The organism is Xanthomonas sp. MUS 060 (genome assembly GCF_000963215.1).
Lineage (GTDB): Bacteria > Pseudomonadota > Gammaproteobacteria > Xanthomonadales > Xanthomonadaceae > Xanthomonas_A.
On record NZ_JZIM01000004.1, the window covers coordinates 79,732 to 103,927 of the forward strand.

The window sequence follows — 24,196 nt, forward strand, 5'->3', positions numbered from 1 at the left end:
GCGCGCATGCTTGAATAGCGTCCTTGCCGTCGTCACATTTGCGCATGCCCGATCCCACGCCACCACGTCCCAGCTTCGCGACTCTGTTACGTCAACCGGATCGGTCCCACACAGGTACCGATGCCGCCGCCACGTCCGAGCCCGGCGCTGTAGCGCACGTACCCGCACATGGCGCACCCACCCACCAGACCGAACCCGATACGGCCGACACCACAGCGGACATGCCGGAGGCAATCACCGACGCGGTGGCGCGCACGCGAGAGACAGCCACCAGTGCCGCGCCGAATTTCCTGAAGCGACCGGTGTTGCGCTCCAGACCCTGGCAATGGATCGCCCTGCTCGGGTTGAGCGCCCTGCTGGCGCTGCAGATCCTGATCGCCGACCGCCAACAACTCAGTGCGGACGCGCACTGGCGGCCATGGGTGAGCGGAATCTGCGAAGTGCTGCACTGCAGTGTGCCGGCGTGGCGCGAGCCACGCGCATTCACCATGCTCAGCCGCGAGGTGCGGCCGCTGCCTGGCAAGGACGGCGTACTGCTGGTACGCGCCACATTTCGCAACGACGCACGCTGGGCGCAAGCATGGCCGCTATTGCAACTATCGCTGGCCGACGCCGATGGACGCACCATCGGCAGCCGTGTCTTGAAGCCGCAGGACTACCTGGGCAATCACCATCCAGACAACACGACACTTGCGCCGGGACAGAGCGCACAGATCACCTTCCAAGTACGCGAGTTGGCAGCAGACACAGCAGCATTCAGCTTTGACTTCCACTGAAACCGCACTAATTTCCACTTGTCGCCATGACAGCGGCGCGGGCCACGCGCTAGACTCCTCTCCCCACGCCGACCCTTCAGTCTCCCGGCGTGGTCGTCTTACCGGGATCCATCGAATTTGAACGCCGCCACCACACGTCCTGATTCCAGTCGCGGCGCACCGAAGCCACCGCTGCGCGAACACGTGGCGCAAGCCGTGCGCCGCTACCTGCGCGACCTCGATGGTTGCGACGCAGACGACGTATACGAGATCGTGCTACGCGAGATGGAAATCCCATTGTTCGTGGAAATACTCAACTACTGCGAAGGCAACCAGAGCCGCGCGGCGGCACTGCTGGGCATTCATCGCGCCACGCTGCGAAAGAAACTGAAAGAATACGGGCTGGCCTGAAGGACAAGACGCACGCAACATGCGCTGCGAAGGCACGCCCTCCTCGCCCGATGCGATGCGCGGCGTGGCCCCCAAACACCGCAACATCGGCTCCGGGGGCAATCGCTTTTTGCAACCGCGTTATTAGGCCACGTCCGGGCAATTCATCAGGCCGATGAAGTCTCGATCGCAGGCATCTCGACGGGTTGTAAAGTCGATTCGTAGAGTGATAGTTTTTCGATTGGCCGACGGCCTGGATCGCCGCAAGCCAGCCACATCGCCTGGCCGGCCGCCATAAACAACGCACCATCCATCGATTGGACAACACGCGCGCAGCGCCTGCGCTGTGTTCTTGACCATGCAATGCGTACAAATGCACAAGACCATGTTGCTTTGCCTATTGGCTCTTGCACTTCCTGCATTGGCGAAAAAAGCCAGAACTGCAGATGACTACATCTATCTTTCCACCGGAGATTTCGCCAAGGCCAAGCCGCTTCTAGCGCGCAACGACATCAAGGGCGCTCAGGTTCTTTATCCCTGGCGCATGCTGGAAAAGTCGAAGGGCGTCTACGATTTTACCGCGATCGAACATGACCTGGCCTCTCTGCAATCGGTGCACAAACAGCTCTTCGTGCAACTGCAGGACCGCTTCTTCTCGGCCGACGCCCGCCGCATCCCCGAGTATCTGCTGAAAGATCCCATCTACGGCGGAGGGCTGGCGAAGCAGGGCGATAGCACCAGCGGCGAAGGCTGGGTGGCCATGCAATGGAATCCCCATGTGCGTGAACGCTATCAGGCGCTACTCAAGGCACTGGCCGAGCGCTTCGACGGACGCATTCGCGGCATCAACTTGCCCGAATCGGCGATTGATCTGGACAAACCCAAAGACTCCGCTGGAGGTTTCAGCTGCGACGGCTACTTTCAAGCCACCCTGGAGAATGCCGCCTATGCGCGCGCGGTCTTCAAGCACAGCGCTGTCGTCCAATACATCAACTTCTGGCCCTGCGAATGGAACAACGACCATCGCTACATGCAGCGTGCTTTCGATTTCGCTGTAGCGCATCACATCGGCGTCGGCGGACCAGACGTGCTGCCCTACAAGAAAGCCCAGATGCATAACGCCTATCCATTCTTCCACACATACAAGGGACGGCTGGATCTGGTCGCGATGGCCGTTCAAGAACCCGATCTCGACTATCGTGATCCGCGTACCGGTAACGTCGTGGGCAAGGTTGAACAGTCGACTTTCGCGACGGACTACCTGGGAGCGGACATCATTTTTTGGTCCCTGTCCTCGCCGTGGCTTCAATCCCATTGATCCGTGACACCGACGGGCTCGACATCAATGGCCCGGCGCTGACCTCAGTTGCGGACGCAGGGGGGGTTCATGGCCTAGACAGACCCGGAAAACCCTGCCCAATGCAGGCCCGATGGCGGTGGCACCGGGACAAGATCCACTTCGCCAAGCGCAAACGATCCTGGCAACGACCAATGATCGCGTAGATCCACACCCTGGCGCGGTGCCGAGGTCCATGCCGGCGACGGCGCAGCCTACAATATCGCTCCCTCGCTTCGATGTGTGCCTGACCCTCATGTCCTCCGATTTCCTGCCCGTGCGCCGGGCGCTGCTGTCCGTTTCCGACAAGACCGGCCTGATCGATCTGGCCCATGCGCTGGCCGCACGCAAGGTGGAATTGCTGTCCACCGGCGGCACCGCCAAGGCGCTGCGCGAGGCCGGGCTGACGGTGCAGGACGTCTCCGAACTGACCGGCTTTCCGGAAATGATGGACGGACGGGTCAAGACCCTGCACCCACGCGTCCACGGCGGCCTGCTCGGCCGCGCCGGCACCGACGATGCGGTGATGGCCGAACATGGCATCGCGCCGATCGACCTGCTGGTGCTGAATCTATATCCGTTCGAGCAAGTGACCGCCGATGCGGCCTGCACCCTGGATGTGGCGGTGGAGAACATCGACATCGGCGGCCCGGCGATGCTGCGCTCGGCGGCAAAGAACTTCGCCCGCGTGGCGGTGGCCACCGATCCGGCGCAATACGCCGAGCTGCTGGCCGAGCTGGACGCCCACGATGGCCAGTTGTCGGCCGCCAAGCGTTTCGCCCTGGCGGTGGCCGCGTTCAACCGCGTCGCGCAGTACGATGCGGCGATCAGCAATTATCTATCGGCAGTGGTAGAACACAGCGAGGCCGGCGTGTGCCGCAGCGTGTTCCCCGCGCAGAGCAACGGCAGTTTCGTCAAGGTGATGGACCTGCGCTACGGCGAGAACCCGCATCAGCAGGCCGCGTTCTATCGCGACCTGTATCCGGCCCCGGGTTCGCTGGCGACCTTCACGCAGTTGCAAGGCAAGGAACTGAGTTACAACAACATCGCCGACAGCGACGCGGCCTGGGAATGCGTGCGCCAGTTCGACGCGCCGGCCTGCGTCATCGTCAAACACGCCAATCCCTGCGGCGTAGCGGTGGGTACGGGCTGCGGCGACACCTACGAAATGGCCTATGCGACCGATCCGACCAGCGCCTTCGGCGGCATCCTCGCCTTCAATCGCACGCTGGATGCGGCCACGGCCAAGGTCATCCTAGACCGTCAGTTCGTCGAGGTGCTGATCGCCCCGGACTACGAAGAGGCCGCACTGGAATACGCCAAGAAGAAGGCCAACGTGCGCGTGCTGCGCATCCCGCTGGCACCGGCCAGCACTGGCTTCATCGACACCAAGCGCATCGGTTCGGGCCTGCTGATGCAGACCGCCGACGACCACGTGGTGACCCGCGACGCACTCAAGGTCGTCACCAAACTGGCGCCGAACCAAGCGCAGTTCGCCGACCTGCTGTTCGCCTGGAAAGTGGCCAAGTACGTCAAGTCCAACGCCATCGTCTACGCCAGGGATCACCGCACCATCGGCGTGGGCGCCGGGCAGATGAGCCGGGTGTATTCGGCGCGCATCGCCGGCATCAAGGCCACCGACGCTGGCCTGACGGTGGAAGGCTCGGTGATGGCCTCCGATGCGTTCTTCCCGTTCCGCGACGGTATCGACGCCGCCGCTGCCGCCGGCATCAAGGCGGTGATTCAGCCCGGCGGTTCGATGCGCGACGCCGAGGTCATCGCCGCCGCCGACGAACACGGCATCGCCATGGTGTTCACCGGTGTGCGGCATTTTCGCCATTGAGGCGCGCCAAGGCGCGTTGATCCCGGCACGGTCGCTGCGGGCGGAATGTTGCAACCTCCGCCTGTTGATCGCGCACGCAAGCTGTTGCGTTTGTCTGACCACAACCATGGCGGTAACTGAGCATGACAACACATCGCACGTTGCGTTGTACTGACTATCGTGGCAACCGCACTGAAACGGCCGAGAAGATCCACAGACGCAAAATCTGGCTCGGCGTTATCAAATAGCGGCTCTGTATGGCCTTCCTCCTGATTCGTATGGATAACTCGACCCCATGAAATTGCTCGTCATCGGCGCTGGCGGCCGCGAACACGCCTTGGCCTGGAAACTGGCCCAATCCTCGCGCGTCAGCGAAGTGCTGGTCGCCCCCGGTAACGCCGGCACCGCCAACGAAGCCAAATGCCGCAACGTGGCGATCAAGGTCACCGATCTGGACGGGTTGCTGACACTGGCGCAGACCGAAGGCGTGGCACTGACCGTGGTCGGCCCGGAAGTGCCGCTGGTGCTGGGCGTGGTGGACCGCTTCCGCGCCGCCGGCCTGCGTATCTTCGGCCCCACCGCCGCGGCCGCGCAGCTGGAAGGCAGCAAGGCGTACGCGAAAGACTTCCTGCACCGCCACGGCATTCCGACCGCGTTCTACGCCGTGCACACCGAGGTGGACGCCGCGCTGGACTACGTGCATGCGAAAGGCGCGCCGATCGTCATCAAAGCCGACGGCCTGGCCGCCGGTAAGGGCGTGATCGTGGCCATGACCGTGGCCGAGGCCGAGGCCGCCGTGCGTGACATGCTCTCCGGCAACGCCTTTGGCGACGCTGGCGCACGCGTGGTGATCGAGGAATTCCTCGACGGCGAGGAGGCCAGTTTCATCTCCATGGTCGACGGCGTCAGCGCGTTGCCGATGGCGACCAGCCAGGACCACAAGCGCGTCGGCGACGGCGACACCGGCCCCAACACAGGCGGCATGGGCGCCTACTCGCCAGCGCCGGTGGTCACCGCCGAGGTGCATGCGCGGGTGATGCGGGAAGTGGTCGAACCGACCGTGCGCGGCATGCAGGCCGATGGCGTGCCGTTCACCGGCTTTCTCTACGCGGGCCTGATGATCGACGCCAACGGCGCGCCGAAGGTGATCGAATTCAACGTGCGCTTCGGCGACCCGGAGACGCAGCCGGTGATGCTGCGCCTGCAATCGGATCTACTCGATCTGGTCGAAGCGGCACTGGACGGACGGCTGCATGCAGCCCAAGCGCAGTGGGACCCACGCCCATCGCTCGGCGTGGTGCTGGCCGCCGCGCCGTATCCGGACACGCCGGTCACTGGCGAGCCGATCACCGGCCTGGAGACGGTGCCCGCCGACGCCAAAGTGTTCCATGCCGGCACCGCACTCGATGCGCAGGGGCGCGTGGTCAGCGCTGGCGGCCGCGTGCTGTGCGTGGCCGCGTTGGGCGATAACGTGGCCGATGCGCAGCGTCGCGCCTATGCCGGCGTGGTCCGGATCAAATGGGCCAGCGCTTTCCACCGCCACGATATCGGCTGGCGCGCAATCGCGCGCGAACGCGACGCGTAGCGCGTGTAAGCACGACGTCCCCTCGCGACGGCATCATCGCTAACGCCCGTTGCGAGAGGATGTCGCTGTGCGTACAAACGGCAGCGACTGTGCTGGAAGGCTGCATCAGGTGTGAATTGCGCATCCACGCATCCATCCGATGTCAGCAACCTGCCGTGTAGGCAGCTCAGAAAACCATCAATGCCCTGCGCAACGCGCTGGTGCTGTTCACTGCCGTGTAGGCAGCTCAGAAAGATCCGAGCCAGCGTCGTGACGTTGGGCAGGGCGTTCACTGCCGCACAAGCAGCTCAAAAAATCCGCCGCTGGATCGCCACACCAATGCCTCCCATTCTCTGCCACACCCGGTGACGCTGATCGCGTCGCACGGACAACGGGTACGCTATCGTGTCGCCGTGTCCACGACCTCGCTCGAATCCCGTCTCAGCCGCCTCTGGGCCCACGAAAAGGCCAGCTACGGCCTGCGTGTGTTCATCGCACTGGCCGCGGCCATGGGCCTGTGCTGGCATCGCCAGCAGTTGGACGCGCTACCGGCGATCTTCCTCGGCACCATCGCCAGCGCCATCGCCGAAACCGACGACAACTGGCTGGGCCGGACCAAGTCGGTACTGCTGTCGCTCCTGTGCTTCGCCGCCGCCGCCGCCGCGGTGGTGGTGCTGTTCCCGTATCCGCTCGCGTTCGTGGCCGGCCTGGCGCTGTCCACCTTCGCCCTGACCCTGCTCGGCGCGCTCGGCGAACGCTATGCGTCCATCGCCCAGGGCACGGTGGCGCTGGCGATCTACGCCATGATCGGCATCGACCATGGCAGCCAGAGCGGCCATCTGGACAGCAGCGCCTGGCACGGCGTGGCGCTGCTGCTGCTCGGCGCTGGTTGGTACGGCGTGCTGTCGGTGCTGTGGACGGTGCTGTTCGCCAACCGCCCGGTGCGCGAACGGCTGTCGCGGCTGTTCGTCGAACTCGGCCGCTACCTGCAGCTCAAAGCCGCGCTGTTCGAGCCGATCCGGCAAAGCGACCTGCAGGCGCGGCGGCTGGCACTGGCCGAACAGAACGCACAAGTGGTGGCAGCGCTCAATGCGGCCAAGACCGCAATCATGAGCCGCTTCGGTCGTTCCGGCCGGCCCGGCGTACAGTCCGGCCTGTACTTCCGCCTGTACTACATGGCGCAGGACTTCCACGAGCGCGCCAGTTCCTCGCACTATCCATACGAGGCATTGACCGACGCCTTCTTCCACAGCGACGTGCTGTACCGCTGCCAGCGTCTGCTGGCGCTACAGGGCAAGGCCTGCGCGGCACTGGGCGAGGCGATCCGGCTACGCCAGCCATTCGACTATGGCGAGCAGACCCAGCAGGCCACCACCGACTTGCGTCAGTCGCTGGATTTTCTGCACGCCCACGCCGATCCGCAGCAGGCGCGCCTGCTCGGCTCGCTGGAGTTACTGGTGACCAACCTGCAGAGCATCGAACGGCGCCTGGCCGAGGCGGCACGATCGGATACCAACAGCGACACCATGGATACTCGCCTGCGCGACGCTTCGCCGCATACCTTGCGCGAAATGTTGCTGCGCCTCGGCCAACAATTCACCCCCGGCTCGGTGCTGTTCCGGCACGGGCTACGCATGGCGATTGCGCTGGCAACCGGTTACACCATCATCCAAGCCATGCATACACGCAACGGCTACTGGGTGCTGCTGACCACCGCTTTCGTCTGCCGGCCCAACTACGGCGCCACCCGGCTGCGCCTGGCGCAACGTATCGCCGGCACGCTGATCGGCCTGGGCGCGGCTTGGGCGCTGATGCAACTGTTCACCGGCACCGAAGTGCAGTTACTGTTTGCCTTGCTCGCCACGCTGCTGTTCTTCGTGACCCGCACTGACCGCTACATGCTCGCCACTGCGGGAATCACAGTGATGGCGCTGTTCTGTTTCAACCTGCTCGGCGACGGCTTCGTGCTGATCTGGCCGCGTCTGCTCGATACGCTGATCGGCTGCGCAATTGCCGCCGCCGCCGCGTTCTTGATCCTGCCGGACTGGCAGGGTCGGCGCATCAACCAGGTCATGGCGACGGTGCTGACCAGTTGCGCACGCTACCTGACACAAGTACTGGAGCAATATCGCAGCGGCATGCGCGACGATCTGCCCTATCGCATCGCCCGACGCGACATGCACAACGCCGACGCGGGCCTGTCGGTGGCGTTATCCAACATGCTGCGCGAACCGGGCCGCTATCGCCGCAATCTGGATGCGGGTTTCCGCTTCCTGGCGCTGTCTAACACCCTGCTCGGTTATCTGTCGGCGCTGGGCGCGCACCGCGCCGCGCTGGCCGGCGAAGCCGATCCGGACATCGACCATGCAGGCACCTACCTGCAAGAGACACTGGGCGCGCTAGCCGACGCACTGAACCAGCGACACGCGTTACCCATGACCGACACGGCGGTGGAGATCGCGCTGGCGGACGCACTGGAACGCGAGGATGGCATCGACGACAGCAAGCGCCGACTGGTGCGCAACCAACTCGCACTGACCCTGCGCTTATTGCCCAAACTCCGCGAAGCGGCGCGGGCGGCTGCTGATATGGGGACGTCAACATCAACGTCCGCGCTTGCCGTGCCAAACACACGCTGAGATACGTTATCAGCACGATCCATCTGCTTCGCCGCACGCGACAAGCTCGCCATGCACGAACAGATGCTCCCCGCAACCTTGATCCGCATCGAAGCTGCTAGGCTGCCCACGTCCGCAAAGGAGTCTGCATGTCTGCCCACAACCAGTTCGCCCTGCTGCGGCAACGCCGCTTTCTGCCGTTTTTCGTGGTCCAGGCGCTCGGCGCGTTCAACGACAACGTGTACCGACAAGCGATCATCGGCCTGTTGTTCTATCTCGGCGTGACCCCACAACAGCGCACGCTGTACACCAATCTGGCTCCCGCACTGTTCATCCTGCCGTTCTTCCTGTTTTCCTCGCTCGCCGGACAAATCGCAGAGAAGCTGGAGAAATCGCGTCTGGTGGTCATCACCACCACGATGGAGATCGCGATCATGTCGCTGGCGGCGGTCGGCTTCTTGACCGAGCACATGACGCTGCTGCTGCTGGCGCTATTCTGCAGCGGCCTGCAAGCCACATTGTTCGGTCCGGTGAAGTATTCGATCCTGCCATCGGTGCTCAAGCCGGAAGAGCTGACCGGCGGCAATGGCCTGATCGAGATGGGCACGTCGCTGGCAATCCTGTGCGGCATGATCGTGGGCGGGTTGATCTTTCAGATCGCCGGCCACCACGGTCCAGTCGCCGCCGCCGCCGCGGTGATCGCACTGTCGGTGACCGGCAATCTGGTCGCGCGCCGCATTCCCAAGGTCGATGCCGGCGCACCGCAACTGAACATCCAGTGGAACCCACTGCCGCAGTCGCTGGCGATCATGCGCCTGACCCGTCGCCAACTGGCGGTACGCAACGCGGTGCTGGGCGTGTCGTGGTTCTGGTTCTTCGGCACCGTGCTCACCGCACAGTTGCCGACTTATGCCGAGGTCAATCTCGGTGGTGCGCCGCAACTGTACATCTTCGCGCTGGCACTGTTCTCGGTCGGCACCTGCACCGGCGCGCTGCTATGCGAGAGGCTATCCGGACACACCGTTGAAATCGGCCTGGTGCCGCTGGGCGCGTTCGGCATCAGCGGCTTCATGCTCGACCTGTACTTCGCCCGGCCTGGGTCGGCACTGCACACCAGCCTGGAAATCGGCGCGTTCGTCCACCAGTCTGGAAGCTGGCGGCTCATGCTCGACTTGGTCGGCATCGGCCTGTGTGCCGGCCTGTTCGTGGTGCCGCTGTTCGCTCTGATCCAGAGCCGCACGCCGAAGGCGGAAATATCGCGGGTCATCGCCGGGCTCAATATCCAGAACGCGCTGTTCATTGTCCTGGCCGCAGCGATAGGCATCGCATTACAGTTGCCGCAACTGAGCTTGTTCGGCCTGCGCATCCCGATGCCCGGACTGAGCATCCCGCAGGTCTTCCTGGCGCTGGCCATCGCCAATGCGCTGATCGCGCTGTGGATCTTCAGTATCGTCCCCGAATTCCTGATGCGCTTCCTCAGTTGGTTGATGGTGCGCGCGCTGTACCGGCTGCGCACGCACGGCATCGAACAACACGTGCCCGACGCGGGCCCGGCGCTGATCGTGTGCAACCACGTCAGCTACATGGACGCGCTGGTACTGGCCGCCTCGCTCCCGCGACCGGTGCGTTTCGTCATGTACTACCGCATCTTCAATCTCCCGGTGATGCGTTGGATCTTCCGCACCGCCAGGGCGATTCCGATCGCTGGCGCGCGCGAGGACCCGATACTGTTGGAGCGCGCGTTCGACGCCATCGATGCGGCGCTGGCCGAGGGCGAGCTGGTGTGCATCTTCCCCGAGGGCACGCTGACCAAGGACGGGCAAATCGGTGCGTTCAAGTCAGGAGTGGAGAAAATCCTCGCCCGCCGCGCGGTGCCGGTGGTGCCGATGGCCCTGCGCAACATGTGGAGCAGCATGTGGAGCAGGCGCGATTCACGGCTGGGACGCATGCGTGTACCGCGACGCTTCCGCGCCCCGATCGAGGTGATCGCCGACACACCGATTGCCGGTACCCAGGCCAGCGCCGCGCTGCTGGAAGCACAGGTACGAGGACTGCGCGGCGACGCCGCATGAACAAGACAGGTGCTCGGCGTGTATGCTTCGGCCTAACTTATGTAGGCAAGGACGCTGGGCGCACATCCCCGCTCTGTCCGCATCGGCACCATGGCATCCACGGATGAAGGATCAAAGACAGTGAGCCACGCATCACCGCCACCCGCACCCAACGAGACGGGCCTCTATATTCCCAACCATCTGGTCTGGGCGATCCTGACCACGCTGTTCTGCTGTCTGCCGCTGGGCATCGTGTCGATCGTATACGCCGCCCAGGTCGACGGGCGTCGCAGTGCGGGCGACATCGACGGCGCGCGCGCGGCCTCACGCAAGGCAGGCATGTGGGCACTGTTGTCCGCGCTCGCCGTGCCCATCCTGATCGCCCTATTGTTCGTACTGGGCGGCAGCAGCATCGTATTCGGCAGCCTCCTCGGCCACTGAATAGCTTGCCGCATGCACGCTTCTTCGTAACTCACCGGTCCGGTCCGCCGCCGTCTGCAGCAGCGGCCCCTCCCCAACGCCAAAAGGTGTCGCGGTGGTGCTAACACGCGTCCATTCCCTGCCCCGCTGGCTGCCACTGCTCGCACTGAGCAGTGCCGCCACGGTCGCCACGCTGGTGTTGCGCCACGTCGACCCCAACGCACCGGGTCATCCGCTGCCGACATGTCCCTTCCATCGCCTCACCGGCCTGTACTGTCCCGGCTGTGGCAGTACCCGCTGCCTGCATGCGTTAGTGCATCTGGATCTGGCCCACGCCTGGGCAAGCAATCCACTGTTGGTGGTGGCGCTGCCGCTATTGGCGCTCATGGCACTCAACGCCGCCGGCTTGCGTCTGCGTCCATTGGCACCGCTGCTGAAAATTCTGGCCGATCCACGAGGATGGCTGTGGGTGCTGCTCGGTTACGCACTGCTGCGCAACCTCCCGTGGTTCCCATTCACCTTGCTCGCGCCACACACACTTGCGTAGCGGCGCGCCAGCTCAACCGACCCAGCCAGCGATGACCAGCAATGCCAGCAGCACCAACCACAACAGCAAGATCCGCCACACCTGGCTCATTGCATCGCGCAATTCGGGCAGCGGTCGCAAGGCCGGCACCAACATGCCTGCGTCGCTGTAGTCGTGCGCCTCGGCATCGAGTTCGCCTCGCACGCTGGCGCAAGCCACTGGCCCGATGAAGCTGCTGTCCAGACGCCAACGGCCAGCACCGAGCGCACGCCAGACGCCAAACACCGCCTCGAAATTGCCGACCAACGCAAACGAAAACGTCATCAGATGGGCCACCGGCCATTCCAGCGCGCCCAGCAACACGCGCGCACCGGCCGCGGTGGCAGGCGGTAGCCGCGCCGCATAAGGACCAGCCACCGCCAGCGCGAGCAGACGGTAACCCAGCGCGCCGAACGGCCCGAGCAGCAGAAACCAAAACAGCACCGCGAACCAACGCCGTAGCGCCGCGACCGCCACCGCCTCGACCAGACCGGCCGGGTCCTCGCGCAGCGGCTCGCCAGCAGCCCGTAATTGCGCCACCGCCAAGCGTCGCGCCGCTGCGTCGTCGGCCTCGATCACCGCTTCCACATCGCGGTCCAGGTCACGCGGGCCCCAACTGAAGACCAACACTGCGATCCCGAACAGCAGCGCGAACAGGCCAAGATACGGCACCGCCAACAGCCACTGCACCAAACCCACCAGCAACAAGACCGGCAGCAACGCCAGCAACATGCCATCGCGGCCGCGCCACACACTGCCATCGCCAGCGCGCGCATCCAACCATGACAACCAATCGCCGAACGCGTCGAAGCGACGCAAGGATGCCACCATGCCAGGCGCGACATGGCCCAGCACCAGGGTAACGATCACAGCGACGAGGGTCGTAAACATGCAGGTCCTCCGGGACCGTTCTGAAGCGGATGCGCTTGACCGGCAGCGCTGCGGCTAGCCGCGCCGGCACCAGTCCTCGATCAACGCACGCGCAATGGAAATGCGCGGTGGCAAGCGCAGTCCATGACCGTCGTCGGCGCTGTCGCCCTGTGCCGTTGCGCGCTCCAGAGCAGCGCCGATGGCCTCGCGGTCGAACCAGCGCGCGTCCTCCAGTTCACCATCCACCTGCGGCACGTCCGGCCCCGCCAGCGCGGTGAAACCGAGCATCAGCGCGCCAGGAAAGGGCCATGGCTGCGCGGCATAGTAACGGCAACTGCCCGGCTGCACCCGTACCCGGGTTTCCTCGGCCACTTCGCGGACCACGGTCTGTTCCAGCGACTCGCCTGGTTCGACGAACCCAGCGATCAACGAATAGCGGCGCGCCGGCCAACTGGCCTGGCGCCCAAGCAGCAGACGCCGGCCATCGCTGACCGCGACGATCACCGCCGGGTCCACGCGCGGGTAATGTTCGATGCCGCATTGGGTGCATTGGCCGAGAAAACCACCGCGCAAGAATGCAATCGCGCCACCACATACGCCGCAGAAGCGGTTCCGCGACTGCCAATGGAGCATGGCGCGGGCATAGGCGAACATGCCAGCGGCGGGCGCTGACCACTCGGCAGCGGCACGGCGCAAATCCAGGCGCTGCGCCGGCGCGAGATCGCGCGGCAGCGCAGCGGCGATCAACGCGAACCACGCCTGCCCATCGTCCAGGCCGAGAAACACCGCACGCTCCAGCGCATCGCCCAACGTCGCGCTGGCATAGACGCACAAATGCCCTTGGACGTCCGCATACGCATGGCCATCGGCATCCAGGACCAACACCCGTGCCTGCTCCCAGGCCCGACGCAGCGCAACCGGATCGTTGCGCAGCGCATCGGCACGGTCGAGTGCGCTTGTGGCGAAAGCGAAAGAAACGGGCATGGGCATCGGTTCGGACATGCGCCGCAGGGTGCAGGCAAACCGGGCGTGCCGCAAGCCGCAGCGTGTCTACACGCTGAAACTGCTGCCGCAGCCGCAGGTCGTCTTGGCGTTGGGGTTGCGGATCACGAACTGCGCACCGTGCAACCCTTCGCTGTAGTCCACTTCGGCACCCATCAAGTACTGCAGGCTGAGTGGATCCACCAGCAAGGTGACCGCGTCGGTCTGCACCGCCAGATCGTCCTCGGCACGGTTTTCGTCGAACTCGAAGCCGTACTGAAAGCCTGAGCAACCACCACCCTGGATGTAGACGCGCAATGCCAGCGCGTCATTGCCTTCCTCGCGGATCAACTCACGCACCTTGGCCGCGGCGGCCGAGGTGAAGTTCAGCGGCCGCTCCAGCGACTGGTAATCGGGCGTCGGCGCAGCGCCGGGCAGGGAGACGATGGTGCTCATGTAGACAGCATGGGGATGGCCGGGCGCCGAATCAAGCCTGGTCCGCGGTCAGCGCAGGCGGCGACGACTCCGGGGCACCCAAGGCGACGGCGTTGGGCATCTGCGGCAGCGCCAGCGTGGCGATACTGCCGGCATGGATCAAACACCCGGTGAGTTGTGCGCCGGCGTTCATCTCCACCACCTGGTAATGCACGTTGCCCTGCACCCGCGCCTTCGGCGCTAGCTCCACCCGCTCGGTGGCGTGTACGTCGCCGATCATTTGACCATTGATGACCACCACCGGGGCACGTATTTCGCCTTCGATGCTGCCGTGTTCGGACAGGGTGAGCATCGCCGGCACTCCCTCCTCGGCGATCACCTTGCCAAGAATGCGCCCTTCCACGTAGAGCCCACCGCTGAACATCAGATCGCCACGGATCACCACCTGGGCGCCGATCAGAGTGTCCACCACGGTCTGACCGCTACTGCGGCCGCTCTTGTTTCCGAACATCGCTCTGCTCCACTTTGCCGTTGCTGTTGCCGGCCAATACCCAATCGAAGGTCTGGTTGACCGGTGCCCCACCCCCACCACCGCTCAACCACACGCGCACCCGCTGTGGAGTGAATCCCTTGGGCAGTATTACGCTGCCATCGAGCTGTTGGAAGTATCGGAACGAATAGTCCTGTCCAGGCATGCCTGTCTTCTGGTGCAACTCGTCCCAGCCCACGCTGGCGAGCTTGCCACCACGTACCCCTTCCACGGTCAGGCGCATCTGTCCCTGGCTGATCGCGCCACGGTTGAGGTTCTGGGTCAGCACCACGTTGTAGTGCCAGGTGCCGCCGACCTCGGCAGAGAACTCCGCCGAATGCACACTCAAGCCCTTGCGCTGGCTGGTCGCACCGACCAGACGCTCGTAGAACGCGACATCCGCGCGCAGGCTGGCGATCTCTTCCTCGCGCTCGGCAAGGGAACTCTGCACTTCATTGTTGGCGGCACGGCTGATCTGGTCGGAACGGGCCAGGGTGGCCTGATGCTGATGGAGGGCCTGGATCTGCTGCTGCTGTGCCAGCAACTGGTGTTGGGCTTGGCGCAATTGCGCGCTGACCACGCCCAGCCGAGGCGCTGCCTGACGGCTGGCGAACCACCAAGTCAGGCCCATCGACAGCGGCCATAGCAGCGCGAACAACAACCAGACTGCACGGGCACGGCGTGGCGCGACGCCATTGAGCACGATCTGGAAACGGGGAACGGGTCGGTTCATGCATACAACGGCGCCACCGGAGCGGCGCCGACGTCGATCCTGGCGAGTCGGCCTGCTTGGTTTTCCAAATTGTAATCCAGAGCCAACCCATGATCGACGGCGAATTGCCGCCGGTATCGCCCACGCCAGGCTGACCATGGCCACAGGCGTAGACGGTAGGATTGACCCAGCCACCGATGCTGCAGACACGCCAATCCCGGTCCGGACTCGGCAGCGCCAGCGCATCGGCCTTGGCCGAGCGCCTCGCCGACAGACTGGCGGCCGGACCTGGATTCGGCCTGGGACCGCGCCCCAGCACCCGGATACCCGCGCCGGGCCCCTCCTGGAAGCCAGAAGCCAGCCTTTATCGCCAGTCCTGGCCGCGAACGTGGTCGGCACACTGCGGACGTGGCGCTTGCGACGAGGTCGCATGCGCTGGCTCCATCACGGCCACAGCATGCAGCCTCGTCGCTGAGCCAAATGAGACCGTTTCCCTGCCATCGCTCACTTCAACGCATAATGGGGAGCGCACCAGGAACAAGACGCGATGGCAACCAGAGACACCACTCCACTTCCAGATCACGAGCAACCGGGCACGCACAATGTCCGTGCCGAGACCCCGCCGCCCGACCATTGGCAGCGCTGGGCCACCGATGCCGTGACCGAATCGCCAGCGGCGGACGCAGCGCCCGGGCCGCTCGCCGGCCACAGCACTGCAGACAGCCTGAGCGGGTCGGCAGCCAACACGCCCGAAGCCCAGGCCGTGGAGGCTGATGCGGTAAATGACAGCTCACCACAACTGCAAGAAAACGCCTACCGTGTCCTGATCGTCGAGGACGACCGCTCGCAGGCGCTGTTCGCACAGAGCATTCTCCACGGTGCCGGCATGGACGCACAGGTGCAGTTGCAAGCAGAAGAAGTGCAGCAGACGATCGCCGAGTACCGACCAGACCTGATCCTGATGGACCTGCACATGCCAGGACTCGACGGCATGCGCCTGACCACGCTGATCCGTCAGCAACCGCAACATCAGTTACTGCCGATTGTGTTCGTCGAACTCGAAGCCGTACTGAAAGCCTGAGCAACCACCACCCTGGATGTAGACGCGCAATGCCAGCGCGTCATTGCCTTCCTCGCGGATCAACTCACGCACCTTGGCCGCGGCGGCCGAGGTGAAGTTCAGCGGCCGCTCCAGCGACTGGTAATCGGGCGTCGGCGCAGCGCCGGGCAGGGAGACGATGGTGCTCATGTAGACAGCATGGGGATGGCCGGGCGCCGAATCAAGCCTGGTCCGCGGTCAGCGCAGGCGGCGACGACTCCGGGGCACCCAAGGCGACGGCGTTGGGCATCTGCGGCAGCGCCAGCGTGGCGATACTGCCGGCATGGATCAAACACCCGGTGAGTTGTGCGCCGGCGTTCATCTCCACCACCTGGTAATGCACGTTGCCCTGCACCCGCGCCTTCGGCGCTAGCTCCACCCGCTCGGTGGCGTGTACGTCGCCGATCATTTGACCATTGATGACCACCACCGGGGCACGTATTTCGCCTTCGATGCTGCCGTGTTCGGACAGGGTGAGCATCGCCGGCACTCCCTCCTCGGCGATCACCTTGCCAAGAATGCGCCCTTCCACGTAGAGCCCACCGCTGAACATCAGATCGCCACGGATCACCACCTGGGCGCCGATCAGAGTGTCCACCACGGTCTGACCGCTACTGCGGCCGCTCTTGTTTCCGAACATCGCTCTGCTCCACTTTGCCGTTGCTGTTGCCGGCCAATACCCAATCGAAGGTCTGGTTGACCGGTGCCCCACCCCCACCACCGCTCAACCACACGCGCACCCGCTGTGGAGTGAATCCCTTGGGCAGTATTACGCTGCCATCGAGCTGTTGGAAGTATCGGAACGAATAGTCCTGTCCAGGCATGCCTGTCTTCTGGTGCAACTCGTCCCAGCCCACGCTGGCGAGCTTGCCACCACGTACCCCTTCCACGGTCAGGCGCATCTGTCCCTGGCTGATCGCGCCACGGTTGAGGTTCTGGGTCAGCACCACGTTGTAGTGCCAGGTGCCGCCGACCTCGGCAGAGAACTCCGCCGAATGCACACTCAAGCCCTTGCGCTGGCTGGTCGCACCGACCAGACGCTCGTAGAACGCGACATCCGCGCGCAGGCTGGCGATCTCTTCCTCGCGCTCGGCAAGGGAACTCTGCACTTCATTGTTGGCGGCACGGCTGATCTGGTCGGAACGGGCCAGGGTGGCCTGATGCTGATGGAGGGCCTGGATCTGCTGCTGCTGTGCCAGCAACTGGTGTTGGGCTTGGCGCAATTGCGCGCTGACCACGCCCAGCCGAGGCGCTGCCTGACGGCTGGCGAACCACCAAGTCAGGCCCATCGACAGCGGCCATAGCAGCGCGAACAACAACCAGACTGCACGGGCACGGCGTGGCGCGACGCCATTGAGCACGATCTGGAAACGGGGAACGGGTCGGTTCATGCATACAACGGCGCCACCGGAGCGGCGCCGACGTCGATCCTGGCGAGTCGGCCTGCTTGGTTTTCCAAATTGTAATCCAGAGCCAACCCATGATCGACGGCGAATTGCCGCCGGTATCGCCCACGCCAGGCTGACCATGGCCACAGGCGTAGACGGTAGGATTGACCCAGCCACCGATGCTGCAGACACGCCAATCCCGGTCCGGACTCGGCAGCGCCAGCGCATCGGCCTTGGCCGAGCGCCTCGCCGACAGACTGGCGGCCGGACCTGGATTCGGCCTGGGACCGCGCCCCAGCACCCGGATACCCGCGCCGGGCCCCTCCTGGAAGCCAGAAGCCAGCCTTTATCGCCAGTCCTGGCCGCGAACGTGGTCGGCACACTGCGGACGTGGCGCTTGCGACGAGGTCGCATGCGCTGGCTCCATCACGGCCACAGCATGCAGCCTCGTCGCTGAGCCAAATGAGACCGTTTCCCTGCCATCGCTCACTTCAACGCATAATGGGGAGCGCACCAGGAACAAGACGCGATGGCAACCAGAGACACCACTCCACTTCCAGATCACGAGCAACCGGGCACGCACAATGTCCGTGCCGAGACCCCGCCGCCCGACCATTGGCAGCGCTGGGCCACCGATGCCGTGACCGAATCGCCAGCGGCGGACGCAGCGCCCGGGCCGCTCGCCGGCCACAGCACTGCAGACAGCCTGAGCGGGTCGGCAGCCAACACGCCCGAAGCCCAGGCCGTGGAGGCTGATGCGGTAAATGACAGCTCACCACAACTGCAAGAAAACGCCTACCGTGTCCTGATCGTCGAGGACGACCGCTCGCAGGCGCTGTTCGCACAGAGCATTCTCCACGGTGCCGGCATGGACGCACAGGTGCAGTTGCAAGCAGAAGAAGTGCAGCAGACGATCGCCGAGTACCGACCAGACCTGATCCTGATGGACCTGCACATGCCAGGACTCGACGGCATGCGCCTGACCACGCTGATCCGTCAGCAACCGCAACATCAGTTACTGCCGATTGTGTTCCTTGTCCGGCGATGCAAATCCGGAATTACCCTACGAAGTACTCGACAGTGGCGCCGACGATTTCCTGACCAAACCGATCCGGCCGCGGCATCTGATCGCCGCCGTGTCCAACCGCATCCGCCGCGCGCGTCAGCAAGCCCAACAGAGTCAGCAGGGCAGCGCCGAGCAGGTACCGTTGAACAATCCCGAGACCGGCTTGCCGACCAGCGCGCACCTGCTGCAACTGCTTGAAACAGCGTTACACGCACGCCGCCCCGGCAGCCTGTTTTTCATCGAGATCGCCAGTGCGCTTGGCTTGCGCGAGCGCTACGGCTACGCTGCGTTCGAACGTCTGGTCACCCAAGCCGGACAACGCCTGGCAGGGGCCAACGCACCACTGCCACTGGCGCGACTGAACGACAACAGCTTCCTGCTGTTGACCGAGGACAGCGACGCCGAGACACAACTACAGCGCGCGCAAGCGCTGCGCGACACCCTGACAGGCCACGGCTTCCCGTTGCGCGATGACGAAACCTTGCATCTGCGCTGCGCAGTCGGATATGCCGATCTGATGCAGGGCTTCGAAGACGCCGGCGCCGCATTGGAAGCGGTGGAGCGCACTGCGCTGCAGGCCCGGCTGCATCCGCAAAGCGTCGTCGCATACACCCCACCCCGCACGGAGGAGGACCTGGCTCGCATTGCGATGCTGGAAGGCCAACTGGAACCCTCCTACCAGCCGATCGTCGCCGTCGCCGGCGGCGACATCGCGCAGTACCAGGTACTGCTGCGCGTGCGCCAACGCGACGGCACCCTGATCTCCGCCGGCCAGCTATTGCCGGCGGCCGAAGCCGGTGGACTCATCGCCGATCTCGACCAGCAGGTGTTGGACCACGCACTTGGCCTACTGCAGCTTCACCAGAACGCCACGCCGCCGCTGCGCCTATTCGTCTCGCAATCCAGCCGCACCCTGGCGCGCACCGCCTTCACCGACTGGCTGATCGACGCCATCGAGCGACGTGGTGTCACCGGCACCTCGCTGGTGATCGACCTGCGTCTGGACGATGCGCTGATTCACACTGCGACGCTGCAGCAGTTCTGCGCACGCCTGATGCCGGTGGGCGTGCAGTTCTGCATCAGCCAGTTCGAACCAGGCCCCGAAGCCGAAGCACTGATCGCCCAGTTACCGCTGGGGTATCTGCGACTATCCGCGCGCTTCGCCAACGCCCACGGCAACCCTCAATTGCGCGACCAACTACGCATCGCGATCGACTTGGCGCACCGCGCCGGGCTGCTCATCATCGGCCAGCAAATCGAGCAGGCACAGGCAGCTGCGGCAATGTGGATGGGCGGAGTCGACTTCATCCAGGGCAATCTGGTGCAATCAGCCGGCGATCAATTGAACTTCGACTTCCAGAACGCGGTGCTGTAGCTCATGTCCGCACAAAAACGCCAGCCCCTACCATGGCTGGCCGTGCTAGGCACCGGCAGCGCCATCGGCGGTGCGATCCTGGCGCTACCACCGATGGCCCTGCCGGCACCATGGTCCTGGCTGGCGCCAGCGTGCATGATCGCCGCTGCCATACTGACTGCAACCGTCGGCTGGCGCGCACAGCAACAGGTCAGCGATCTTGACACGGCCCTGACCCGCGCCGACCTAGCCGAATCCGAACGTAACGCACTGCAGCACGATGTACACCTGCGCGAGCGGCTGGAATGCGAGCTGGTCCAGGCCAAGCAAGCGGCAGAGGCCGCTGTGCTGGCCAAGGGCGAGTTCCTGGCCACGATGAGCCACGAGATCCGCACGCCACTCAACGGCATCATCCCGATGCTGGAACTGATCGCACAAGGTCCGCTGGACCTGGATCAGAGCGAGATGCTGCGTGCGGCCAACAACTCATCGCTGCAATTGCTGCGAATCGTCGACGACATCCTGGACTACTCCAAGCTCGAAGCGAACCGACTGGAGTTGGAAACCACCGCCTTCAACCTGCGCGAACTGCTCGACGACGTATTGCAACTGATGCAGCGTGCGGCGGAAGCCAAAGGCCTGCGCATGACACTGCAACTGGACCGCGCGGTGCGCTTGCAGGTACGCGGCGATCCGGTGCGACTACGCCAGGTGCTGAGCAACCTGCTGGGGAACGCGATCAAATTCACCGCACGCGGGGGCATCGACCTGCACGTGCGTCGCCTCGGCGAGAGTCCGGCGCAACACGTGCTGCGCTTCGAAGTGCGCGATACCGGGATCGGCATCAGCGCCGAACGCCAGGAACGGCTGTTCCAGGCCTTCACCCAGGCCGACGCATCCACGACCCGTCTTTACGGCGGCACCGGCTTGGGTCTGGCGATCTGCAAGCGTATCGTCGAGCTGATGGGCGGACGCATCGGCCTGGAATCCAAGCTCGATCACGGCGCTACTTTCTGGTTCGAGATTGCACTGCTCAAGGTGATCGGTGACATATCGCATGCAGACAGTCACATGCCGCGTCTACATGCCCTGCTGGTCAGTGCGGACCAGCGCTTGTACCAACGGCTGAATCGACTGCTGACGAACTGGGGAGTGCAGGTCAGCAAGGTCGATTCCACCCAGGAAGCGCTGGAGCGGCTACGCACTGGCAACAGCACGCGTTCGACCTACGATTTGGTGATCGGCGATCTTGACGGCATGCGCCACAGCGCCCGCGCGCTGCAGCGTGCGGTCGCGCGGTTGCCAGCGCCGCAGACCACACGCCTGATCTGGCTCTACGGTGACACGGAGATTCCGGAAGAAATCCGCGCGCACGGCGCATTGCTGTCGCGGCAGGCGGCCGACCTGGACCTGCGCAGCATGCTCGCCCTTGACCCACCTGCGACGGAGGTCAGCGCGGGAAGTCCGAAAGAAGACACCTATGTCAATGCACTGAAAGCCCTGGACACAAACGCGCAGATCGAAAGCGAGCGCACCAAGGAGCGCAGCACGCCCCCCACGCACACCATGGCCAACGACTCGAACGCGAAGACCACGCCCAGCCAATACCGTCTGCTGCTGGTTGAAGACAACCCGGTCAATATGATGGTGGCGCAACGATTGCTCGAAGCCCTGGGGTATCGTGCCGACACTGTCGAAAACGGGGCATTGGCGTTGACGCAATTGGCTCAACAGCCTTACGACCTGGTATTGATGGATTGCCAGATGCCGGTACTGGATGGCTACGCCGCCACCCGCCAATGGCGTCAGTCAGAAGCCAACGGGACGCGCGCGCGTCTGCCGATCGTGGCGATGACCGCCAACGCCATGGCCGGCGACCGCCAACGCTGCCTGGATGCCGGCATGGACGATTACCTCTCCAAGCCAATCGATCAAACTCGGCTAGCAGCCTGCCTGCAACGCTGGCTGCCAAGCCGTCCCTCCATGCGCACGCAGGCGCATGTGCCTGCATCAGCGGTCACTGGCATGGACGCGGCCATGGCGAATGCGAGTGCCGTTCACGACGCTGGCAGCAGCAGGCCGTTTCTTCCCACGAAAGACGCGGCTGCCGCCATCGCAGCCACGCCGACGCCAGCATCGGCAGCGACCGAGAGCACCGGACACGTGGCGGTGGCAAAGCAAGTGTTGGACATCGAAGTGCTGGACGAGCTGCGCGAGGTCATCGGCAACGCCAACACTGCGCAGATCGTCGACACCTTTCTGGGCGATGCGCCACTGTTGATCCAGCGCATGGAACAAGCCGTCGCGACCGCCGAGGACGCGCTGCTACGCGATGCCGCGCATACCCTTAAATCATCCGCCGCCAACGTCGGTGCGCAGACCCTGTCGGCCGCAGCGCTGCGCATCGAAGCCGGCGTACGCGCGGGAACGCTGGAACATCCCGCTGTCGAGGTCGGCCAGGCCATCGCCGAGTTCGCACAAGCGCGATTGGCCTTGAATGGTTACCTCGCCATTTTGCGCAACGCTTAAAGCTCCGCACTCTGAGCTGGTGGATGTTTCGTCCCAGCGGGGCAAGCCGACCATTGTGCGACAGCTCAGCGCCCCCGGCCATGCAGATCACTACAGATCAGCGGATGTCACGAAAGAAAAACCGCGCGCTTGCTCGGAACATCGACCGCCACGCAAGCGCAGGACGCGACTCAGTCTTCGAGCTTGGTCAACAGGTAGTTCGGCTCGCCGATCCGCGCGATCAAATCCAACTGGGTTTCCAGCCAGTCGATGTGCTCTTCCTCCGACTCAAGGATATCGGCCAGCAACTGACGGCTGACATAGTCCTGGATCGACTCGGCGTAGGCGATGCCCTCGCGCAAGGTGGCGGTGCCGTCCTGCTCTAGAGCCAGATCGCATTCGAGAATTTCCTTCGGGTTTTCACCGATGCGCAGCTTACCCAACGCCTGGAAGTTGGGCAGGCCCTCAAGGAACAGAATACGGTCCGCAAGCTTGTCGGCGTGCTTCATCTCGTCGATGGATTCCTTGTACTCGTGCTCGGCCAGTTCCTTCAGGCCCCAGTTCTTCAGCATCTTGGCATGCAGAAAATACTGATTGATCGCGGTCAGTTCGTTGTAGAGGACCTTGTTGAGGAACTCGATGACCTTGCTGTCGCCCTTCATCGCATCGCTCGCGGAAGATGGAAAGCGCAGACTCTAGCGAATCGAGCGCTAACGTGAGGGAACGCGAATCGTGATCATCCCGCCGCGCGGCGGCATGCACTCAGGCAGCACAGGCCAGACCGACCAACACCGGAAGTGGCAGTTCACGCGTGAGCGCGCGTTGCAGCAGATCGGCGGCCATGTCCAGGCAGGAGCCGCAGGTAGCGCCGCAGCCCGTGCGCATGGTCAATTCGGACACGCTGCGACAGCCGGCCTCGGCCGCTTCGCGGATCTGGCGATCAGTGACCCCGTTGCAGATGCAGACGTACACGGCAAGCTTGGTAGTGAACAGCGCGGACTGCGCCCTGGACCATTCAACCCGAAGTGAGAATGGTTGTCAATTCCACCCCTCAATCATGATTCGCCCGCACCCCCAATGACCCGCCGCGCTTACGCGGCCGCTTACGTGGGCGCTCGTGGCCAGCGTTATTGCCCGGCAACCAGGCCTCCTGCGCCAGCGCCGGCATGGCGCGGATGCCGCTGCCGGCGATGTTCTGCGCCAACGGCGCCAGATGCCGCAGTGCGCGGGCGTACACACCGCGCTTGAACAGCACCACATGCTCCACTGGATACCAAAAATCGACCCAGCGCCAATGGTCGAACTCCGGCGTCTCGGTCAACTCCAGATTCAACTGGCTTTCGTCGCATTGCATGCGTAGCAGGAACCAGACCTGTTTCTGGCCGATACAGACCTGCCGCTCATTGCGGCGAATGGCTCGGCTGGGCAAGCGATAGCGCAGCCAACCGGGCGTGGCGCCGAGCACTTCCACATGCTCGGGCATCAAGCCGGTTTCTTCGCGCAACTCGCGGTACATGGCTTCGACCGGGGTTTCGTCGGTATTCATGCCACCTTGCGGGAACTGCCAGCCATCCCGGCGCACACGACGTGCCCAGAACACCTGACCATCCGGTCGCATCAGCACGATGCCTACGTTCGGTCGATAGCCGTCCGGATCGATCACGATGCGGACTCCTGAAAAATCTACTGGCTCCGACTCTGCCATGGTGGCGCTCAAGCCACAAGCAGGGCAG

At 64.2% G+C, this 24,196-nt stretch carries 20 protein-coding genes and 3 pseudogenes; 12 read left to right on the plus strand and 11 right to left on the minus strand.

Annotated features, from left to right (window positions below; genetic code table 11):
* Positions 1 to 44 precede the first annotated feature (44 nt).
* From XANALMUS060_RS06255 to XANALMUS060_RS06295, 9 genes are all read left to right on the plus strand, one after another.
* A complete protein-coding gene (locus tag XANALMUS060_RS06255) occupies positions 45 to 776 on the plus strand; it encodes a DUF3426 domain-containing protein (RefSeq protein WP_235430377.1) in 732 nt (243 codons plus the stop codon).
* Between the two features lie 117 nt (positions 777 to 893).
* On the plus strand, positions 894 to 1,166 hold the full coding sequence (gene fis, locus XANALMUS060_RS06260; RefSeq protein WP_045737651.1) for a DNA-binding transcriptional regulator Fis: 273 nt from the start codon (positions 894 to 896) through the stop codon (positions 1,164 to 1,166).
* A 352-nt stretch (positions 1,167 to 1,518) separates the two neighbouring features.
* Positions 1,519 to 2,463, plus strand: a complete 945-nt coding sequence (locus XANALMUS060_RS06265; RefSeq protein ID WP_200894015.1) for a hypothetical protein — start codon at positions 1,519 to 1,521, stop codon at positions 2,461 to 2,463.
* Positions 2,464 to 2,737: 274 nt separating this feature from the next.
* Positions 2,738 to 4,324, plus strand: a complete 1,587-nt coding sequence (purH, locus tag XANALMUS060_RS06270) for a bifunctional phosphoribosylaminoimidazolecarboxamide formyltransferase/IMP cyclohydrolase (protein WP_045737652.1) — start codon at positions 2,738 to 2,740, stop codon at positions 4,322 to 4,324.
* Between the two features lie 274 nt (positions 4,325 to 4,598).
* Complete coding sequence (purD, locus tag XANALMUS060_RS06275) at positions 4,599 to 5,888, plus strand: phosphoribosylamine--glycine ligase (protein WP_045737653.1); 1,290 nt, start codon at positions 4,599 to 4,601, stop codon at positions 5,886 to 5,888.
* Between the two features lie 392 nt (positions 5,889 to 6,280).
* A complete protein-coding gene (gene yccS, locus XANALMUS060_RS06280; RefSeq protein WP_045737781.1) occupies positions 6,281 to 8,506 on the plus strand; it encodes a YccS family putative transporter in 2,226 nt (741 codons plus the stop codon).
* A 128-nt stretch (positions 8,507 to 8,634) separates the two neighbouring features.
* Positions 8,635 to 10,557, plus strand: a complete 1,923-nt coding sequence (locus tag XANALMUS060_RS06285; protein WP_045737654.1) for an MFS transporter — start codon at positions 8,635 to 8,637, stop codon at positions 10,555 to 10,557.
* Between the two features lie 120 nt (positions 10,558 to 10,677).
* On the plus strand, positions 10,678 to 10,977 hold the full coding sequence (locus tag XANALMUS060_RS06290; protein WP_045737655.1) for a CD225/dispanin family protein: 300 nt from the start codon (positions 10,678 to 10,680) through the stop codon (positions 10,975 to 10,977).
* Between the two features lie 94 nt (positions 10,978 to 11,071).
* On the plus strand, positions 11,072 to 11,503 hold the full coding sequence (locus XANALMUS060_RS06295; RefSeq protein WP_045737656.1) for a DUF2752 domain-containing protein: 432 nt from the start codon (positions 11,072 to 11,074) through the stop codon (positions 11,501 to 11,503).
* 12 nt (positions 11,504 to 11,515) lie between these two features.
* On the opposite strand, the gene XANALMUS060_RS06300 is transcribed toward XANALMUS060_RS06295, so the two are convergent.
* The 5 genes from XANALMUS060_RS06300 to XANALMUS060_RS06320 are packed head-to-tail and all read right to left on the minus strand — an operon-like array spanning position 11,516 to position 15,069.
* Complete coding sequence (locus XANALMUS060_RS06300; RefSeq protein WP_045737657.1) at positions 11,516 to 12,412, minus strand: membrane protein; 897 nt, start codon at positions 12,410 to 12,412, stop codon at positions 11,516 to 11,518.
* A gap of 54 nt (positions 12,413 to 12,466) precedes the next feature.
* Positions 12,467 to 13,393: an NAD(+) diphosphatase gene (gene nudC, locus XANALMUS060_RS06305; protein ID WP_045737658.1), complete on the minus strand. Its 927-nt coding sequence runs from the start codon at positions 13,391 to 13,393 to the stop codon at positions 12,467 to 12,469.
* A 48-nt stretch (positions 13,394 to 13,441) separates the two neighbouring features.
* A complete protein-coding gene (erpA, locus tag XANALMUS060_RS06310) occupies positions 13,442 to 13,828 on the minus strand; it encodes an iron-sulfur cluster insertion protein ErpA (protein WP_045726690.1) in 387 nt (128 codons plus the stop codon).
* 31 nt (positions 13,829 to 13,859) lie between these two features.
* Positions 13,860 to 14,318: a polymer-forming cytoskeletal protein gene (locus XANALMUS060_RS06315; RefSeq protein WP_045737659.1), complete on the minus strand. Its 459-nt coding sequence runs from the start codon at positions 14,316 to 14,318 to the stop codon at positions 13,860 to 13,862.
* A complete protein-coding gene (locus XANALMUS060_RS06320; protein ID WP_045737660.1) occupies positions 14,290 to 15,069 on the minus strand; it encodes a DUF6776 family protein in 780 nt (259 codons plus the stop codon). Before XANALMUS060_RS06320 ends, XANALMUS060_RS06315 begins: the two co-directional genes overlap by 29 nt.
* 526 nt (positions 15,070 to 15,595) lie before the next feature.
* Between XANALMUS060_RS06320 and XANALMUS060_RS21845 the strand changes: the two are divergent.
* Positions 15,596 to 16,102 (plus strand): annotated as a pseudogene (locus tag XANALMUS060_RS21845) (response regulator); the annotation flags it as partial.
* Here XANALMUS060_RS21845 and XANALMUS060_RS06330 read toward each other — a convergent pair.
* The 3 genes and pseudogenes from XANALMUS060_RS06330 to XANALMUS060_RS06340 all read right to left on the minus strand — a co-directional run.
* Positions 16,088 to 16,297: pseudogene (locus XANALMUS060_RS06330) on the minus strand (iron-sulfur cluster insertion protein ErpA); the annotation flags it as partial. The pseudogenes XANALMUS060_RS21845 and XANALMUS060_RS06330 overlap by 15 nt on opposite strands.
* 31 nt (positions 16,298 to 16,328) lie before the next feature.
* The gene (locus tag XANALMUS060_RS06335; RefSeq protein WP_045737659.1) at positions 16,329 to 16,787 is read right to left on the minus strand and encodes a polymer-forming cytoskeletal protein; all 459 of its coding nucleotides are present in this window, start codon (positions 16,785 to 16,787) and stop codon (positions 16,329 to 16,331) included.
* Complete coding sequence (locus XANALMUS060_RS06340; protein ID WP_045737660.1) at positions 16,759 to 17,538, minus strand: DUF6776 family protein; 780 nt, start codon at positions 17,536 to 17,538, stop codon at positions 16,759 to 16,761. The genes XANALMUS060_RS06335 and XANALMUS060_RS06340 overlap by 29 nt, the downstream gene beginning before the upstream one ends.
* 526 nt (positions 17,539 to 18,064) lie before the next feature.
* Here XANALMUS060_RS06340 and XANALMUS060_RS06345 point away from each other — a divergent pair.
* Positions 18,065 to 19,976: pseudogene (locus XANALMUS060_RS06345) on the plus strand (EAL domain-containing protein).
* 3 nt (positions 19,977 to 19,979) lie between these two features.
* Positions 19,980 to 22,484, plus strand: a complete 2,505-nt coding sequence (locus tag XANALMUS060_RS06350) for a hybrid sensor histidine kinase/response regulator (protein ID WP_045737662.1) — start codon at positions 19,980 to 19,982, stop codon at positions 22,482 to 22,484.
* A gap of 170 nt (positions 22,485 to 22,654) precedes the next feature.
* On the opposite strand, the gene bfr is transcribed toward XANALMUS060_RS06350, so the two are convergent.
* The 3 genes from bfr to XANALMUS060_RS06365 all read right to left on the minus strand — a co-directional run bounded on the left by bfr (position 22,655) and on the right by XANALMUS060_RS06365 (position 24,126).
* Positions 22,655 to 23,125, minus strand: a complete 471-nt coding sequence (gene bfr, locus XANALMUS060_RS06355; protein ID WP_012914855.1) for a bacterioferritin — start codon at positions 23,123 to 23,125, stop codon at positions 22,655 to 22,657.
* 100 nt (positions 23,126 to 23,225) lie between these two features.
* Complete coding sequence (locus XANALMUS060_RS06360) at positions 23,226 to 23,435, minus strand: (2Fe-2S)-binding protein (protein WP_045737663.1); 210 nt, start codon at positions 23,433 to 23,435, stop codon at positions 23,226 to 23,228.
* A 79-nt stretch (positions 23,436 to 23,514) separates the two neighbouring features.
* On the minus strand, positions 23,515 to 24,126 hold the full coding sequence (locus tag XANALMUS060_RS06365; protein WP_045737664.1) for an RNA pyrophosphohydrolase: 612 nt from the start codon (positions 24,124 to 24,126) through the stop codon (positions 23,515 to 23,517).
* Positions 24,127 to 24,196: the final 70 nt, after the last annotated feature.

What these genes read in the sequence shown, in the direction of transcription:
- XANALMUS060_RS06265 (WP_200894015.1), top strand. Translation starts at nt 1,519, where the DNA reads ATGCACAAGACCATGTTGCTTTGCCTATTGGCTCTTGCACTTCCTGCA.
- XANALMUS060_RS06340 (WP_045737660.1), bottom strand. Translation starts at nt 17,538, where the DNA reads ATGAACCGACCCGTTCCCCGTTTCCAGATCGTGCTCAATGGCGTCGCG.
- erpA (WP_045726690.1), bottom strand. Translation starts at nt 13,828, where the DNA reads ATGAGCACCATCGTCTCCCTGCCCGGCGCTGCGCCGACGCCCGATTAC.
- bfr (WP_012914855.1), bottom strand. Translation starts at nt 23,125, where the DNA reads ATGAAGGGCGACAGCAAGGTCATCGAGTTCCTCAACAAGGTCCTCTAC.
- XANALMUS060_RS06350 (WP_045737662.1), top strand. Translation starts at nt 19,980, where the DNA reads ATGTCCGCACAAAAACGCCAGCCCCTACCATGGCTGGCCGTGCTAGGC.
- XANALMUS060_RS06285 (WP_045737654.1), top strand. Translation starts at nt 8,635, where the DNA reads ATGTCTGCCCACAACCAGTTCGCCCTGCTGCGGCAACGCCGCTTTCTG.
- purH (WP_045737652.1), top strand. Translation starts at nt 2,738, where the DNA reads ATGTCCTCCGATTTCCTGCCCGTGCGCCGGGCGCTGCTGTCCGTTTCC.
- XANALMUS060_RS06300 (WP_045737657.1), bottom strand. Translation starts at nt 12,412, where the DNA reads ATGTTTACGACCCTCGTCGCTGTGATCGTTACCCTGGTGCTGGGCCAT.
- XANALMUS060_RS06320 (WP_045737660.1), bottom strand. Translation starts at nt 15,069, where the DNA reads ATGAACCGACCCGTTCCCCGTTTCCAGATCGTGCTCAATGGCGTCGCG.
- nudC (WP_045737658.1), bottom strand. Translation starts at nt 13,393, where the DNA reads ATGTCCGAACCGATGCCCATGCCCGTTTCTTTCGCTTTCGCCACAAGC.
- XANALMUS060_RS06255 (WP_235430377.1), top strand. Translation starts at nt 45, where the DNA reads ATGCCCGATCCCACGCCACCACGTCCCAGCTTCGCGACTCTGTTACGT.
- XANALMUS060_RS06335 (WP_045737659.1), bottom strand. Translation starts at nt 16,787, where the DNA reads ATGTTCGGAAACAAGAGCGGCCGCAGTAGCGGTCAGACCGTGGTGGAC.
- XANALMUS060_RS06315 (WP_045737659.1), bottom strand. Translation starts at nt 14,318, where the DNA reads ATGTTCGGAAACAAGAGCGGCCGCAGTAGCGGTCAGACCGTGGTGGAC.
- purD (WP_045737653.1), top strand. Translation starts at nt 4,599, where the DNA reads ATGAAATTGCTCGTCATCGGCGCTGGCGGCCGCGAACACGCCTTGGCC.